This window comes from Anaerococcus sp. NML200574, from assembly GCF_026131665.1.
Lineage (GTDB): Bacteria > Bacillota > Clostridia > Tissierellales > Peptoniphilaceae > Anaerococcus > Anaerococcus kampingae.
The window spans coordinates 1-15,680 of record NZ_JAMXSM010000033.1; the positions used below are offsets into that span (position 1 = coordinate 1).

General features: G+C 31.7%; 15 protein-coding genes. 2 read left to right on the plus strand and 13 right to left on the minus strand.

Annotated elements, in window-relative coordinates:
- The first annotated feature begins 7 nt into the window (after nucleotides 1-7).
- The gene (locus tag NH286_RS10720) at nucleotides 8-88 is read left to right on the plus strand and encodes an IS3 family transposase (RefSeq protein WP_080551595.1); all 81 of its coding nucleotides are present in this window, start codon (nucleotides 8-10) and stop codon (nucleotides 86-88) included.
- 63 nt (nucleotides 89-151) lie between these two features.
- Here NH286_RS10720 and NH286_RS09255 read toward each other — a convergent pair whose 3' ends face one another.
- From NH286_RS09255 to pcp, 13 genes are all read right to left on the minus strand, one after another.
- On the minus strand, nucleotides 152-1,264 hold the full coding sequence (locus NH286_RS09255; RefSeq protein WP_106460652.1) for a YrzE family protein: 1,113 nt from the start codon (nucleotides 1,262-1,264) through the stop codon (nucleotides 152-154).
- Nucleotides 1,265-1,348: 84 nt separating this feature from the next.
- Nucleotides 1,349-2,272, minus strand: a complete 924-nt coding sequence (locus tag NH286_RS09260; RefSeq protein WP_265238456.1) for a hypothetical protein — start codon at nucleotides 2,270-2,272, stop codon at nucleotides 1,349-1,351.
- A gap of 38 nt (nucleotides 2,273-2,310) precedes the next feature.
- Nucleotides 2,311-3,279: a sensor histidine kinase gene (locus NH286_RS09265; protein ID WP_265238458.1), complete on the minus strand. Its 969-nt coding sequence runs from the start codon at nucleotides 3,277-3,279 to the stop codon at nucleotides 2,311-2,313.
- Nucleotides 3,272-3,940 carry a response regulator transcription factor gene (locus NH286_RS09270; RefSeq protein ID WP_265238460.1) on the minus strand — a complete coding sequence of 223 codons (669 nt, stop codon included), beginning with the start codon at nucleotides 3,938-3,940 and terminating at the stop codon, nucleotides 3,272-3,274. The genes NH286_RS09265 and NH286_RS09270 overlap by 8 nt, the downstream gene beginning before the upstream one ends.
- A complete protein-coding gene (locus NH286_RS09275; protein WP_265238462.1) occupies nucleotides 3,918-5,816 on the minus strand; it encodes an FtsX-like permease family protein in 1,899 nt (632 codons plus the stop codon). Before NH286_RS09275 ends, NH286_RS09270 begins: the two co-directional genes overlap by 23 nt.
- Nucleotides 5,813-6,559: an ABC transporter ATP-binding protein gene (locus tag NH286_RS09280; protein ID WP_265238464.1), complete on the minus strand. Its 747-nt coding sequence runs from the start codon at nucleotides 6,557-6,559 to the stop codon at nucleotides 5,813-5,815. The genes NH286_RS09275 and NH286_RS09280 overlap by 4 nt, the downstream gene beginning before the upstream one ends.
- Nucleotides 6,549-7,280 (minus strand): hypothetical protein, encoded by a 732-nt coding sequence (locus NH286_RS09285; RefSeq protein WP_265238466.1) that lies wholly within the window; start codon nucleotides 7,278-7,280, stop codon nucleotides 6,549-6,551. Before NH286_RS09285 ends, NH286_RS09280 begins: the two co-directional genes overlap by 11 nt.
- Nucleotides 7,281-7,336: 56 nt before the next feature.
- Entirely contained in the window at nucleotides 7,337-9,427 is a 2,091-nt protein-coding gene (locus tag NH286_RS09290; RefSeq protein WP_106460659.1) for a DEAD/DEAH box helicase, read from the minus strand.
- Entirely contained in the window at nucleotides 9,424-10,746 is a 1,323-nt protein-coding gene (locus tag NH286_RS09295; RefSeq protein ID WP_265238469.1) for an ATP-binding protein, read from the minus strand. Before NH286_RS09295 ends, NH286_RS09290 begins: the two co-directional genes overlap by 4 nt.
- Nucleotides 10,743-12,413 (minus strand): tellurite resistance TerB C-terminal domain-containing protein, encoded by a 1,671-nt coding sequence (locus NH286_RS09300; protein ID WP_265238471.1) that lies wholly within the window; start codon nucleotides 12,411-12,413, stop codon nucleotides 10,743-10,745. The genes NH286_RS09295 and NH286_RS09300 overlap by 4 nt, the downstream gene beginning before the upstream one ends.
- A gap of 50 nt (nucleotides 12,414-12,463) precedes the next feature.
- The gene (locus NH286_RS09305; RefSeq protein WP_265238473.1) at nucleotides 12,464-13,315 is read right to left on the minus strand and encodes a fructosamine kinase family protein; all 852 of its coding nucleotides are present in this window, start codon (nucleotides 13,313-13,315) and stop codon (nucleotides 12,464-12,466) included.
- 80 nt (nucleotides 13,316-13,395) lie between these two features.
- Nucleotides 13,396-14,415 (minus strand): lysophospholipase, encoded by a 1,020-nt coding sequence (locus NH286_RS09310; protein WP_265238475.1) that lies wholly within the window; start codon nucleotides 14,413-14,415, stop codon nucleotides 13,396-13,398.
- Nucleotide 14,416: 1 nt separating this feature from the next.
- Nucleotides 14,417-15,061, minus strand: a complete 645-nt coding sequence (gene pcp, locus NH286_RS09315) for a pyroglutamyl-peptidase I (protein WP_265238477.1) — start codon at nucleotides 15,059-15,061, stop codon at nucleotides 14,417-14,419.
- Nucleotides 15,062-15,156: 95 nt separating this feature from the next.
- On the opposite strand from pcp, the gene NH286_RS09320 reads away from it, so the two are divergent.
- On the plus strand, nucleotides 15,157-15,453 hold the full coding sequence (locus NH286_RS09320; RefSeq protein WP_106460665.1) for a rhodanese-like domain-containing protein: 297 nt from the start codon (nucleotides 15,157-15,159) through the stop codon (nucleotides 15,451-15,453).
- Nucleotides 15,454-15,680 lie beyond the last annotated feature (227 nt).

The following is a 15,680-nucleotide window of genomic DNA, read 5'->3' on the forward strand; positions in this document are numbered from 1 at the left end:
AAAATATATAAAATGGTACAATGAGGATAGGATTAAAACAAAATTAAACGGAATGTCCCCTGTTATGTACAGATTACATTCCGCTTAAAATATTATTAAATTATTCCGTGTTTACGGGTTCAGGTCATTTAGGGCCTAGTTTTTTTTGGTTTTATCTGTAATTTTTAATTGCGAATTCCTCACCTTTTCTACCAGCTATTGCTGATACAGCAAGGGCTATAATTAATCCTAAGAAGGTTAGAACTGAACCAAGAGAAACAGCATTTGTTGCCTTATCAGCAGTATCTTTTGCTTCTTCTACTGTTTGGTCAAGTTTTATCTTTGATTCTTCTGCAAGCTTTGTTATTTCTACGCTTGCTTCATCAATTGCCTTACTTGTCTCTTCTGAAGCCTTGTTTAGCTCTTCATAGATATTGTTAGCAATTTCATCAGCTTCTGCCTTGCTTAGGTCAGAATTTTCAGCTACGGCATTTGTAATAGCATCTTTATCAGCAGAATCTGCGATTTTTTTAGCCTTAGCACTTAGTGAATCAGTAAGAGCTTTGATTTCTGCTCCAGCGTTGTTAGGATTTAAAGCTATGTTTTTAACAGTTTGAGCAATTTCATCCTTACTTTCTTCAACTTGGCTATTTAAATATTCTGGTTGAAGCTCTTTAACATCAGTATCTGCTAGATATTTTTCAAGATTAGCCTTAAGTTCTTCTGTATCAACATCATTAAGATTTTGACTTACTCCATCAACAGCAGAACCAATTGCTGAACTTGCTGCATCCCCAGCTGTACTTGCTACATTACCAACTACATTCGCTGCTCCACCTGCTACTGCACTAACTGCTTGGCCAGCTAAACCTAATGTTGAAGCCACAGCATTGAATACAAGGGTAAATAGCAATAAGATTGTTACTGCCCAAGTAATAGCACCGTGTAATAGTCCTGTTGATCTTGCTGCATAACCTGATACAAAACCACCTACACAGAAGGAAACAATTATTGTAATAGCTGTCCATAGTCCTGTTGCAAGACCAACTCCTGCAAGTGGGTTAGCTGAGTTTGCTGAAAAGATTCCAAAGCCTAGAGCTGCTGTTAAAAGGCTAAGTACAGTAAATACTGCCGCACCTGATACAGCTCCCGCTATTATTGAACCCCAAGAAAGGTTTCTACCTGCTTGTAAACTTTCTTCTCTTTCTAAACTTATTTCTCTTCTTTTATCTGGACGATTCGATCTTCTTCTATCGCCAGGATTTTGATTATTAATCTCTGTCATTAATTCCTCCTATTTATTTTCGTTTTAATAATATAGTTTTATTATACTAGAAAATATTATATTTTAAAGTTTATATGCAAAAAATTAATTAAATTTATTTAAAAAGGCATTGTCTCTAAGGATTTCTGAAACCATATCCCTTCCCTTGTACATCTTCTTAATATTTTTAATATCAAGTATTATAAAATCAGCCCTAAGTAGGTCTTCCTTACTTTCTTCTGTTATATAAGATGAGTTTATGATGAGAATAGGGATAATTCCCTTCCCAGAGCCTTCAAAGGCTTTTATAATTTTACTAACCTCTTCATTAGCTATCTTCCTGCCGTAGTCGTAATTTCTAATTTCTAGAGCAAATCTCTTATCATTCTTTTTGGCAAAAAGGTCAAATCTATGACTCTTCTGGTATTTTTCCTGGTATTCTTCGACAAAATACCCGCTGTTTTTAAAGGCAAGTCCAATAAATTCCTGGCTAGTAAAATCAAAATTAATCTTTCTTAAGGCTTTTAAAAGCCCGTCAGGCCTAATTTTAAAAATAGCCCTGTATTCAATCTTATCCCCACCAAGCCTTTTAAAATCAAAACCTATTACAAGCTTATCAATCACATTGAAATTGCCATGAGCTATGGCATTTCTTATATGCCTTAAAAGGCTCATAGTCTTAGTTTCCCCATCTGCTAGGCTCATAACTATTTTTTGATCATCTGTGCATACTTCTCCTCTAAAGTCATCAAGTATGTATGTTGCTATATCATCAGTAAATAAGACATCCCTGTCACTTAGGTTCATAAAGCTCATTATTTCTTCAAAAATATAGTCATCATATTCCTTATTTTTAAGGAGGTCATTTTCCTTGGCCTGCTCGCTGTTTATATTTGGCACATACCAAAGAAGATATTTAATAGCCTCATCAAGGTCAGGGCTAAGTTTGATTGGGATTTCTTTGTGATTTATATCAAATTTTTTCCTATTTTTACAAGCTGATAGCTCAAATCTGTCAGTTATTTTCATCTCTACCTACTTTATTTAAAGTCTTTTTCCAAAAACAATTAAAACTTAAGGCAAATCTCAAAATCTCTATCCTCATTACTTACTACTTCTATATCTATAGATAAGTCCTTGCCATAAAGCCTAGCTAAATATAGGCCCATGCCTGTTGACTTGTGAATTTTATCAACCTCTCCTGTAAAGGCCTTTTCAAAGATAAAGGCAAGATCTTGATCAGCAACCTTAGGTCCATTGTTTCCTATATATAGGTTCTTACCCTTATTTCTAATATTAATAACGCCATCACAGTATTTTATGGCATTTGAAATAATCTGGGAAATTATAAAGACCAAAGTATTTTTGTCAGTAAAAACTTCTACCTCTCCTACTTCTTCTTTTATGATAATCCCCTCTTCTGCAATTAGGGGATAATATGCCTTGATTGCTTCATCTACAGCTTCTTTTAGATAGATATCTTCCATCTTGTAGTCTTTTTTGCTAGCATCTAGTCTTGCATAGTAGAGAATCTGGTTAATATAATTTTCTATATTGGCATTGGCTAGACTTAGTTTATCAAGACTTTCCCTATCAAAATCATTTTTATAGTTTTCTAGGAATAAATTTGCAAAGGCAAGGGGAGTTTTAATCTCATGAGCCCACATCTCTATAAAGTTCCTATAGGAGATGAGTTTGGACCTGGATTCTTCTAGCCTCTTATCTTTTATTTTAAAAGCTTTCTGATAATCATTAAAAATTTTCTTATAGTCACTCCCAAATTCATTTACTAAGGCATCTTTTGCTAAGAAGGAATTGTTTATCAAAAATTCTTCAAGTAGGTCCTTTTTTCTTTTATTTTTATTTATTATAGTTCTTAAAATAAATAATAGAGCCAAGATTGTAAATAAAAGTATGAAAATTATGAAATTATCAATTAATTCTGGACTTATGAGAATTATTAGAAAGATAAAGAATAAATCTAGGCCTAAAAATGCCAATATCCAAATAAGGCCATCCTTTAATGTGCTATTCATCCGCTTCTCCTAGGCCATAGCCCTGGCCTCTCTTATTGTAAATATTGTAAGGCCCAAGGTTTTTAAGTTTTTTCCTAAGCCTTGTAATATTTACCTGAAGTATATTTTCATCTATATAAATCGTTGACCAAACAGCCTCTAGAAGGTCATCCTTTGACACGATTTCTGGATAGGATTCCATTAATTTGTTGATAATATCAGCTTCTGTCTGGGGTAAGATTAGATAAGTATCTTTGTAGGATAATTTGGAAGTAGAAAGCTCAAGGCTTAATTCTCCTACACTTATTATATCTTGAAAATGGTTAAATAAATTTAAAAGCTTTTCCATCCTCAAAATTAGCATCCTAGTATCAACTGGCTTCGCTAAGTATTCATCAGCTCCAATCTCAAGTCCTTTAATCTCATCTTCTATCCCTATCCTAGATGTGAGCATTAAGACTGGAATGTTTGATTTTTCTTTTATATCTCTGCAAATATCAAAACCGGATATCCCTGGTAAATTAATATCTAAAATTACAAGGTCAGGTCTTTTTTTAAGAGCATCCTCACTTGCCCTTAAGAAATTATCCACACTTGATACTTCATATCCCCTATTTTCTAAAAATTCTCTTAGTTCATTTAGGAGATTTCTATCATCTTCAATTATTAAAATTTTCTTCATAATAAAGTATCCTTTCATAACTTACCTTTATGATAAATTTTAAAAATAGGCTTATCACTAACAAAAGACCAAGACTAATTAAGGCTAGGGTTCCAATTATTTTGCTAATTTTTATTCTAAAAAATAAATCTATACTAAAAGATAGGTTGGTAAATAAAAATATTGTCACAAAAATCGAAGCAAAACCCACAATGAAGAAAAGTATCGTATAAACTTTTCTAATTATTGACCTGATTTCCTCCATATCTTGGCCCATTAAGCTTAGAATCCTTAATTTTTCTTTAGATTTTTCAAAGTAAATGAAAATTCTAATTGTGAAAAAGCTTAGGCCAGCCAAAATAAAAATCAAACTCAAATAAAAATAGGTATATAAATTTTCTGTAATCTGAGAGATTGCATTTTTTGCTTGCCAAATATAAGATTCATACTTATAATCACCATCAATAAAGGCCTGTCTTAACATATCAGACCCCTTGGAAAAACCAAAAGAGTTTACAAAATCTTTGTTTAGGTTTATATTGTAGGCAAAAGGTTCTTTTTTATCGATCAAAGACCCATAAACCTCATCATTTACAACAACCATACTAGATAAGCCTATTACATCATTAGAAAAAATCTTATTTGACTTTACAAGTTTTCTTACTTTGTAATCTTTTCCAGCTATTTTTATCAACCCATCTTTTTTGGCAAGACTTGCTTCAAGACCATATTTTTCATTTTCACTTTCTGCTAGGAGGATAGCTTCATCATCTTTTAGGTCAGTTTCTATTTTATAAATATTATCAAATGATGATTCTTTTAGCAAAAAACTTGGTCTAAAATAAAACTCATTTCTTGTGGACCTATCAAGGCTCATATTTTGCTTAACCAAGTTAATTATTTCCACTGGGTAGATATCAAAATACTCATAACCATAAACTGGATAAATTTCTCCGATCATTTGAGTCATGTCTAAGTCTTCCTTTAAAAGCTCGATTTTTTCTTTAGAATCATAAAGGGTAAAGTCAGCAGGTCTTTCTAGGGAATTTCTTGATGCTAAACTTGTTAAAATAGTATAGGCAAGGATAAAAGTGCCTGCAATAAGCATAAAGCTTGTAAATAGCAAGGAAAGCCTATCTTTTTTGAAAATTAAGCTTAAGCTTTTCCTTACAATTATATCTTTTCCACTGCTTTTTTGGAAAATTTTAGAAAATATAAAGAAAACCATTAGTAAGAATATGCTAATTAAGCCTATTACAATGATCAATTCTTCCATTAAATAAATTCTATTTAAAATAAGGCCGATAACAAATAAAATCAAGGCCAAAAACAAAAAGAAATCTGACCTAGATTTTAGCTCTCCCCTCATTATTTCATCCGGTTTTTTCTTATAAAAATCCCTAACAAGAGTATAAATTGAAAGGCTATTTAAAAATAAGCTTATTGCTATTGTTAAAACTATCGCTTTAAAAGAAATATTAAAATTATGGTAATTTAAACCCAAACTTAAGATCTTAACTGTAAGAAGATTTATAAATTCATTTATAAAAATAGCAAGACCTATGCCGTAAAGATTTGCCTTTAAAATATCTACAAATGAATCTTTTAAAAAATTTTTAAAAAGTCCTTTCTGGCCTAAGCCTTCTGCCATCAAAAGACCTACATCATTTTTCCTCTCACTTATAATATAAAAGCTTGCATAGTAGATTAAAATAAATATGAAAATTAGAGAAACTAAGTAGATTAGCCTAACAGTATCTAGAAGATAAAGCCTATTTTCTTCGTAGATATAGGAAAAAACTTCAGACTTATCAAATGATAAAATTATGTAAGATGTAATTGATGATATTATTAAAATTAAAAAATAAAGTTTTTTGCTAGACTTTTCTTTATTCATCTTAAAAGCATCCTATCTGCATTTTCTATCCTTGTTAAGAAATCTTCCCTGCTCTCTTCTTCCTTGCGTCTTAGCTCGTTATAAATATGACCATCTCTTAGAAATATGACCCTGTCTGTGAAGGAAATTGCCCTTAGGTCATGGCTTGCCATTATTATAGATTTCTTGTGGAGCCTATTATATGTTTTTAAAAGCCTAAGGACCTTTTCCCCAAGCTTACTATCAAGAGAGCTTGTCGGCTCATCTGCAAGGATTATTTTTGAATCCTTAATAAGGGCTCTTGCTATAGCAATTCTTTGCCTCTCACCTCCAGATAGATTATCTGGATATGTATTAAATAAATCTTCAACTTCCAAAATCTCAGCCACTTTCATTAATTTAGCCTTATCGACTCTCTTTTTTGAAATATTAAATGGCAAAATTATATTTTCATATCCTGTAAGAGTATCAATGAGTTTAAAATCTTGGTAAATATAAGAGATCACATTTTTCCTGTAGGATGTTATCATCCTCCTATTAAAAAGGGAAATATCTTTATTGTAATAGGAAATAGAGCCCTTGTTAAAGGACCCTATTGTCGCTATAGCATTTAAGATTGTTGTCTTTCCCGAGCCAGACTTACCCATAATACCTAAAAATTCACCATCAATTAGGTCAAAGTTTAGGTTTGATAAGACCCTCTTATCTTCCTTGCCATAATATTTTTCAAGATTTTCTACTTTTAAAATTCTCTCAAATTTCATTTTTTCCCTTATCTTTAATTTCTCCTAGATCATCAACCTTGCTATAGGTATCTTTTAGGCCTAGAAGTTTTTCGTAAGTTTCTTCAACATCTGTGGTTTTTGAAACAAGGACATCCTTCCACCTTCCTTGACTGTTGTCGGTAAAAGACTCAAGCCAATTTCCCTCTAAATCATAAATACCATAAGAGCCCTTATTTAAGTCATCAAGACTAGTTACTTTATAAGTATCGCCTATTTTTTCTATCCCTTTATCATAGCCGCTTAGGAATTTTTCGTAAATCATACTTTCATTTCTAGAAATAATAGAAGGCTCTTTTGGATTTTTGCTATAGTCAAAAGTATCTGTGTAATAAATCTTTCTTCTTGTATCTATCCAAAATCTTTCATTGCCTTTCCTAAAAAATATTGTACCATCAAGTCTGCCATCAATATCAATATTTTTTGAAGAATCGATAGCTTGTATCATCTTGTAGGATTCACCAGTATCTACATTTGTAATTTCTCTTACAGTAACACTAGGATCAGCATCCTTGCGATTTAAAATTGTTTCTACAAATTCTTTTTCTACTCCGCTTACTTTACCTACATATTCATCAACTTTTGCCTTATTACTTCTTAATTCATCAAGGTACTCTTTTTGGCCTAGTGAGGAATTAGCTCTTAAAAATATTCCTCCAAAAACTACAAGTCCAATCACTAACAAACTTTTAATATATTTCATAATTTCCTCCTTTTCTTTCTTGATTATATAATATCATAGAAATAAGGAATATTTAATTACAAGTTTTGTAAGTATTGGCTAGCTCCATCAATATCGAGGATATTTTTTATAATGTATGTGATTTTTAAATCATCTGGTACCAAGACCATGAATTTATTAGCCGATAAGTAAGTTTCTATAAGCGACGGATTTTCTTTTAAATATTTTTCTATTTTCTCAATATCCACTTGATTCTCTCTAATTTTTTTCAAATCTCTTCTTATATTATTGCCTACAATAGTCGATGACCTATCGTCATCATAATAAGAGGATGACTTAGACTTAATATTTAGTAATAAAGCCAGAGTTCTATTTATTTTTGTAGATTTAAAGGTCCTAAGACCAATTTTCCCTTCAAATTCTACAAAGTGATAGTCTTCTTCCTTTATTTCTTCTCTTAAGGCTTCTAAAATCTCTCTAATATTTGGATTTAATTTAATCTTGTCAAAGTTAAATAGAATTTCTTCCATCTTAGCCCTTACTTCTCCACTTATTTCAAAGGATCCAGATCCTGCAAAACTTTTAGCATTGGCCTTATCTGAAAGAATCACCATAATTTTGCGAGAACTGTGGTTAATAGATTGGATTTGCCAAACCTGACCTGCTAGATATATCCTATCCTTGGCCTTTAGATTGTCGCCAAGCTCAATTTCTCCTATTACATTTTTATCACTTGCAACCTTATAGGACTTTTTGCTAACAAATTGGTTGTAGAAATAGCCCATGGTCATGAGTTTTTCAGCTTCCATTCCTACTATATATTCACCATCTATTTCTTCTATATAATTTTTCCCTAGCATAAAATCTTTTAGCTTTGCAAATTCATCATCGTTTATATCAGTAAAACTTTTTAAATCCTTATTTAATCTAGTAAATTCAGCAAAAGAAAGTCCATTTTTCTCAAGGAGGGTCGATAGGACTTGGTGGGCAAAGATATCATAAGCCTTCTTTGCTTGGTCGATTTTATCGAGCCTTCCTTCCTCAAATAAAATAAGAGATGCTAAGGCCTGAAGGAGGTCATACTTGTCCGTTGCTATTTGATGAATTATGGACTTTTTATTTCTCCTCCCAGACCTACCCAGTCTTTGAGCAAGAGAAAGAACTGAAGCAGCAGATCCCACTTGAATAACCTGATCAACTGTCCCTATATCAATTCCAAGCTCTAGGGTCGATGTGGCTACAATTATAAAATCTTCTCTTGTATTTTTGGCAAAATCTTCTATTTCCTTTCGCTTGATCTTAGATATTGAGGAATGATGGGAAAAGACCCTTATCTCATAGCCTTTTTCTTTTATTTCTCTTTGCAAAAGATAGGTAAGTTTTTCTACCTTCTCCCTCGAATTTGGGAAAATCAAGGTTGATTTTCCCAAAGAATATTCTAAAATCTTTTTTACAAGCTCATCATTGATATCATCAGCTTCTATATAATCAAGGCTTGCTAGCAAATCATTCCTTGACCTATCAAGCAAAATATTTGTCTCTCTTCCATTTATAAAAAAATCCTTGGCTAGAGAATAATTTTCATCTCCTAGGGTTGCTGAAAGGCCTAACATTCTTGGAGTATTTAGGCAGTAGGCCTCCATTCTCACAAGTAGAGATTTTAGTTGAAGGCCCCTATTTGTATCTAAAAACCCATGAATTTCATCTACTATTACAAAATCTAAATCTTTAAATAAGACCTTGGCTCTTGCCTTATCGTTTACAAGCATGGCTTCTAAGGATTCTGGAGTTATTAGCATGATTCCTGATGGATTTGCCACAAGTTTATCCTTTTGGCTTACTGATGCCTCTGAATGCCAGCTAGTCACCCTTATATCAAGGCCCTTGCATATAGCAAGGACTCTTTTAAATTGGTCATTGATAAGAGCGATTAGGGGTGAGATATATAAAATTTTTAACCCTTTATCTAAGTCAACAGCCTTTGAAATTGCAGGTAAGAAGGCTGCTTCAGTTTTGCCAGATGCTGTTGGTGCAGCAAGGATTAAGTTGTTATTAGTCTGATAAATTTGTTTGATGGCAGCTTTTTGTATCTTTGTTAGACTTTGCCAGCCATTTTCATAAACAAATTTTTTCATGTCCCTATTTAATAGGTCAAAGGCTTCTGTCATATTATTTCAATCTCATCATCTAAATTGTCTGGGTCTTTGAAAACTGCTACTTGACTTCCAAATTTATTAGCAAGAATTTGATCAATATCCACACCCTCATTTTGTCTTTTTATATCAAGTATTTCTATAAAATCTTTTATAACAGACCTTGGAGTTAGAAATTCATCAGCACCTGGCCTATTTAATTGGCCCTCCATGTAGGATACAATCTGCTCGTGGCTTAAATTAATCTCACTTTTATAGTGGGTATTGTAGATATCTACTAAGTTTTCTAAAAGGGTATAAATTTCTTCTTCTGTCAAGACCTTTAGGCCAAGGACGGTCTTATTGGTATTTAAAAGCTTATCATCCATCGATGCTTCACTTCCAAGCCTTCCCTTAAGAGCCCCGTAAGAAGCAAGACCCCTGCTTTCATCAAAAACTGTCTTTCTAGTTGCCCCAAAATTTATAAATAAGTGTTTGGCCAGATTTGATTTTGTTTCGTTAAAAATATTTAGGATTTTTTCGTAATTTCTTTCACGAGTTGTGGCATGTGGAAGTTTGTAGAGATTTACAGCCTCATCAAAATTTATTACAAAGCCCTTATAGCCAATTTCTGCAAAAAGCTCTGCCAAGTTTTTAGTAGCTTCAAAATAATTATCATCATTTATAATTTCATTTATAGCAAGCTCTTTTTTTGCCTCGGTCTTTGTAGAAATATCTCCCCTAATCCATCTGATAGCCTCAAGTTTTAAAAGCCTATTATCAGATATAAAACCCTCATAATATTTACAAAGGGCTTGACCAAGTTCGTAAGAAAGGCCTACAGATTTGAAATTTGAAAGTACATCTAGGATTTCTCCTTTGACCTTATCTTGATACTCACCTGCCATCAAATCTTTTATGTCATAAGAATAATCCTTAGAAAGTTTCATAAAAATATTTGAAATCCATTCTTCGATTATTGCCTCAATTACATTTCCTTCTCTTTTAGTCTTTGTCTTTATATTTTCAATTATGGCTTTATAAAGGCCAACAGCCTTCCTATCGGTCGCATAAAATCTTCTAGATGGGTTAAGATCAATGGTTGACACAATAAAGTTTTTAGACAAAGCTAGGTTTTCTATTGTCTTGAGCATAAAAGACTTACCTGAACCAAAATCTCCCACCCAAAATCTAAGGTCTGAGTCGCCATTTTCAATATTTTCTAGGATTTTAATTATTTCTTCTACTTCAGCCTTTCTTCCTACAAGTAAATGGCCGATGCCAATATCAGGCACAACCCCTGCTTCCAGGCTTTTTATAATTGAATTTGCTTCTTTAGGATTGATTTTTCTCATATTATATACTCCTTCACCATGTCTATATAAAATTCATCTATTAACACATTTCCATCTTCGATTATTATAGTTTGGTCGTTTATATAATTATAAAGCTCGTCATTTACTTCTTTTATAAAGATATTTAAAAATAAATCTTGGTCTTGGGCTATTTTTCTTGCCTCATCTTCTGATATAGATCCCTTTTCTATTAGGAGTTTTAGAAAATCTCTGCTTGATTTTGAAAGATTATTATCATCAATTTCTTCCTCTTTTTCAGGCAATTTATCATTTTCCTCAATATTTTCTTCTTCTCCGACAAATTGACTTATAGTTTCTACGGTTGATCTTAGGGCTTTTCTTGATTTTGCTATTTTCTTATCATTAAGACTTATCCTTTTTGGTCGAATCTTATCAAGTTTTAAAATTTCTGCGATAAGGTCTATATCAATTTCATTTTCATCTACCAAATTTAGAAAAAGATTGTAGTTTTCTTCCCTTATAATTCTAAACAAAATTTTATCGTGAGCTTTTTTATTTAATTTATTTTTGTAAATATGGTATAAGGCTATTATTCTTAGGGTTGGGGTCTTTGATTTTATAATACTATTTAAGATTTGGTAAAAATTTTTCTCTTTTTTAAAATTTTCTATTATTTCTATTTCTTTATCAATATCCAAAGTTTCTATAAATCTTGTAAGTTCAGTGAGTTTGTTTGGATTTTCCTTAAAATACTTAAGATAAATCTGGCTTACTTCCTTATCTTTTAAATCAAAAAGTATAGTTCTTTGATAATCTATAATCCTATCTAGAATTTCTGAAGCCTTATTTTCTATAAGAAGTTCTATGGCAGATTCTGTTTGAATACCAGATAAAATTACAAAAATATTTCTGACATTTGCTTCACTTATTATCAAAAGTGCATCCAAAAGCTTTCTTGATAAGGTATAAGGCTTTTGATAGGAAACTAAGATGTCTGTATTAATTTTGTCATCATCAAATACTAGTTTTAGACTCTTAAGATATAAATTTATAGTAAGATTTTTTAAATCATCATTTTCCCAAAGAATATTATTTCTCTTGCTTATGGAAGCTAAAGCCCTTTCCTGGTCTAGGTCAAACTTATATTTTTCTCTTAAAGACCCGTCCTCATCCCAGAATACCTTCTGTTTACCATTAGCTGTTAGGTCATAATAGGCTATTGTTTCTTCATTTGCCCTTGGGATTTTCTTTATAAAATCATTGGCAGATTTTCTCAAATTGCTTATTGTTTCCTTATCTAAGAATTTTCCTAGATTTTCATAAATCCTTTCGGTTTTCCTATCGAAATTTGGATCATAAAAAGAATTGACATAGTCCCTTGCCAGCATATATATTTGATTGTACAAGTCATTTGATATTATTTTTTTACCAGCAAAACCTAGTTTTATTAAGTCTAAATACAAGTTTAGGGATTCTCTTTTGACTTGATCTGGCAAATTAATATTTGCATTTCTTATCCTTAATCTGGAAATATAGTAATCATCAGACTTTTTATCTAGGTCGATATTAATATTTGCCTTAAGATTTTTAGTGTTTACTTTTCTATTTATCTTTTTCTTATCCCTGGTGGCAAGATCTTCTAGCAAGCCTTCTATCAAAGCCTTAATATCATCCATAGCTTCCCCCATTTCTAGCTTACTAATCATTATACTCTTAGAGGATATAAAGTTAAGCAATAAAAAAAGTGCCGAAGCACTTAATTTAATATATTTTTCATTACATCATTTACTGAGGAATCATAAACTGGCCCAAATTTTAAGAGATGAACCATAAGTAGATAGAGTCTATAAAAGTTTATTCTTCTTTCCCAACCTACATATAGAGGAAGCTCATCCCTATAGGCCTTGTAGAAAATTTTACCAAAACCTCCAAATACTGTTGAGATTCCAATATCAAACTCACGATCACCATATAGTGGATTTGGATCAAATACTAAAGGCTTTTCCTTTTCATCAAACATAAAATTGCCTGCCCAAAGATCTCCATGAAGAAGGACTGGCCTTGATTTGTGACTATCAAGTTCCTTTTCAATAACTTTTCTTACCTGGTCATACCTTTCCAAATCCTTCTTATCCCACAAAAGGCTTGAAGCTAACTCATCTCTAAGTTTATCCATCCTTTGTTCAAGAAATATTTCTTTCCAAGTATCCTTGTACTCATTTGTGAAAATTGTTCCTGCTCCCCTATAAGGATAATCAAAACCAAATTTCCCATTTGGACTTTCTATGGTATGAATTTTAGCAACAAGCCTTGCCAAATCTTCCTGGCTTCCCATAGTGTCTTCCTTATGATAGGTTAAAAGCATAAAGCCACTACCATCATTTGACCCACTAGCTAATACTCTTGGGGCATTTATCCCCTCTCTTTCAAAAATCTCTAATCCCGCTCTCTCCCCAGCAAAGAAGGATTCATCTGTATTTTTTTGTACTTTTAGAAAATAATCTTTTCCATCAGCTCTAAGCCTATAAGTTTCATTAACATCGCCACCGTTTATCGATGTGATAGATTCCACATCATCTAAAGGTAGGACTTTAATCAATTTTTCCATATTACCCCTATTCTTTCTCTTTTTAATAATTTACCACTTATATCAATTCTTTAAATAGCAAATCTTATATGTGTTTAATTTCAGTATTTTAAATCCTTATTATCAAAAATATCGATAATATCCTGATAAACAATCTCTTTATCAGTTTCGTTTAATACTTCGTGTTTCATATTCTTGTATACTTTAGATTTTATATTTTTATATCCTAGTTTTTTGAGAAAATCTAAACTAGATTTTACTCCCTTAGGCCCTTTTGTAATTGGATCGCTTTCTCCTACCAAGTTATATATCTCAAGGTCGGGATTTTTAACTTCATAAGACCTAGCTTTAGTTAACTTTTGATTAAGCTCGATTAAAGCCCTTGAATAAGCTAAAGAAAAATTAGAGATTCTTAAAGGGTCATTTGCTTTAATTCTAATATTTTCCTGGTCAAAAGATATAAAGTCTATCCCCTTGCCTGTTCCGACTATATAATCAATTATTCCACTCTCGTGTTTTTCTCCGAAGTAAAAACATAGAATATTTAAGAAAAATACTCCCAAACCTGCTATAGGATTGCCTGGTACAGTTCCTGTAACTATTAGTTTATCAATTAGTTTGTCATTTTTTCTTAAAAATAACCTAACTACCATTGAACCCATAGAATGACCCAACATATAAAGTTTCTTTTCAGGATATGTTTCTTTTAAATATTTGCTTAGCATAACTTGATCATCTACAAGTTCTTCTGCTCTTTGCATATAACCATTTGGATAAGTATTTGACAAAGATTTTCCATGACCCCTATGATCAGAAACTGCAACTAGATATCCGTTTTTAGCTAGATATTTTGCAAAATGATCATAATTTCCACCATGCTCTCCCATACCGTGAACTAATTGCACAAGAGCCTTAGGATTTTCTGCCTTATAAATTCTTACAAATATATCATTACCGTCGGTATTAGTGAGTAGTAAGTCCTCATTACTTTCATCTTCTTTTATTGTCAGCCTCTTAAAATACTTACTCGCCATCAAAAGTGACTTATAAAATCTTTCTTTTCTAAAATAATAAAGTTGAGGAATCATCAATAATATCAATACTGCTATTAAAATCTTCATATCAATGTGTCCTTCCTAATCCTATTTTTATATCTTCTTTCCCCTCAAAATCTATGCTTATTTCTATAGCAATCTTTATAGCCGCTACCATAGTTTGTAAATCCATTGATGCCATGCCATTTTTATCCACTACTTGGTCTGGTAAGAAGGGTAGGTGAATAAAGCCCGCCCTTATATTTTTATACTTATTTGCTAAATACAAGTCTTGGTACATTACATGGTTACATACATAGGTTCCTGCAGTATTTGATATAGATGCTGGAATATTTGATTCTTGTAATTTATTAATAATAGCCTTAATTGGTATTGTCGCAAAATATGCAGGTTCCCCATCTTCTCTTATTATCCTATCAATTGGTCTATTTCCTTCATTATCATCTATCGATGCATCATCAATATTAATAGCAACTCTTTCAACAGTAATATGGCTTCTGCCACCAGCCTGGCCTAGGGAAATAATTATATCTGGTCTAATTTCCTCTATCTTCTCCTCAATAAGACTTGCTGATTTCCCAAAAACTGTTGGAATTATAAGTTTATGTATTTTAGCATCTCCTATTATTTTTGGTATCTTTTCTAAAACTAAACTAGCAGGGTTTATTTTTTCATCCCCAAAGGCATCAAAGCCTGTTAATAATATATCCATAACTCACCTCTATATACTTTTACCAAAAAGAGTCATTTTTTAAACAATAATAGCAATAATATTTTTGAAGTATAATACATAAAAAAGGAGATTTAATGCATATAAAAGAAATTACTGGTGATGACTTATTAAAACTTGATGATTCATATAAAATTATTGATGTAAGAAGTGAAGAAGAATATAAAAATGGCCATATCAAAAATTCTATAAATATTCCCTTAGATAAAATTATGGAAAATGATATTGACCTTGATAAGAGTGATAAGCTCGTTGTTCATTGTAGAACAAACGGCCGAGCAGGAAAGGCCCTAGCAATCTTAGATTATTTAGGTTATAAAGATTTAACTCTTGCTCCTGGCGTAGACTTATATGATTATAATTTAGTAAAGTAAAAGGTGATGTTGCAGAATAGTTAAATCTATTCTGCAACATCACTTTTTTTCTCGGATATTTGTATTAAGTAATTTAATTATATAGAGATTTTTAAGGTGGGAATAAATTTTTCCACATTTTCCTTAAAAATAGGCTCACTTAATAAAGCTTATGAAATTAATATTTTTTTCTTAAGCAGCTTTGTATTTTATGATTTCTAAGTTCTTATTTTCTATTTTGGTTGCCA